Below are 1133 nucleotides of genomic sequence, written 5' to 3' on the forward strand. Positions count from 1 at the left end.
CTTTGTAACTTGTTTCTTGCCGACTCTGCTATGAAGGCAGGTGCGGTGGCGGACGGGAGACCGGAGCATCTTTGGGTGATCGAGCCCGTGGGAGAGCAAGGGTCTTCGTCCGCCGTTCCATCGAACCCGAACAGTCGCCTGGGCCGCAAGCGAAGCCCGATTAGGCAAGGATGGGACAGGATGGAAATCATTGTTGGCATCGACGTTTCCAAGGATCGGCTCGACGTGCATGTTTTGCCGTCGGGCGAGGCGTTCTCGGTGGAGAATGACCACGCCGGGGTGGAGGATCTGGTTCGGCGGCTGGCAGCCCTTTCGCCGGCCGTTGTCGGATTGGAGTCGACAGGCAGCTTCGAGAGACTGGCGGTCGCCGCCTTGGCAGGCGCCGGCCTGGCGATTGTCGTGGTCAATCCGGCGCAGGTGCGCGCCTATGCCAATGCACTCGGCAAGCGGGCCAAGACCGACCCGATCGATGCCGCCGTCATTGCCGCTTTCATCGCTGCGACCAAGCCGCAATTGCGGCCATTGCGCGACGCCGAAACCGAGGCCCTGGCCGAGCTCGTCGCCCGCCGGCGTCAGATCGTGCAGATGATCGTGGCGGAGGAGAACCGTGCTCGCACGGTCATCGCGAAACAGGCGCAAAAGAGCATCCACCGGCTGCTCGTCGCGCTTCGGCGTGAGCTGGCAAGCCTCGATGCGGGCATGGACGATCATATCCGCAAGTCCCCAGTCTGGCGGGTCAACGAAAAGCTGCTTTCCTCCGTGCCGGGTGTCGGTCCTGTCGTTGCCCGCAGCCTGATCGCCGAAATGCCGGAACTGGGCAGCCTCGACCGCCGCCAGATCGCCGCGCTCGCCGGCCTTGCGCCATGGACGAGGCAGTCCGGAAAATGGCGTGGCAAGAGCTTCATTGGCGGTGGCAGGAGCCACGTGCGCGCCGCCCTCTTCATGGCCGCCCTCGTCGCCATCAGGCACAACCCCGTGCTCAAGGCTTTCCGCGACCGCCTGGTCGAGGCCGGCAAGCCGAAGATCGTCGCCGTCGTCGCCACAATGCGCAAGCTTCTCACCATTCTCAACGCTATCGTCCGGGATCAAAAACCGTGGCAAACAACTTGACAGCCAAGACAGTCGCTCTCCCC

At 64.0% G+C, this 1133-nt stretch carries 1 protein-coding gene; it reads left to right on the top strand.

The window, feature by feature from the left end:
* Positions 1–180: 180 nt before the first annotated feature.
* Positions 181–1110 (top strand): IS110 family RNA-guided transposase, encoded by a 930-nt coding sequence (locus NKH16_RS34825; protein WP_352903969.1) that lies wholly within the window; start codon positions 181–183, stop codon positions 1108–1110.
* Positions 1111–1133 lie beyond the last annotated feature (23 nt).

This window comes from Mesorhizobium sp. M1307 (assembly GCF_040318155.1).
Lineage (GTDB): Bacteria > Pseudomonadota > Alphaproteobacteria > Rhizobiales > Rhizobiaceae > Mesorhizobium.

Excerpts from the sequence above, each read along its gene's own strand:
- NKH16_RS34825 (WP_352903969.1), top strand. The coding sequence starts at position 181 with ATGGAAATCATTGTTGGCATCGACGTTTCCAAGGATCGGCTCGACGTG.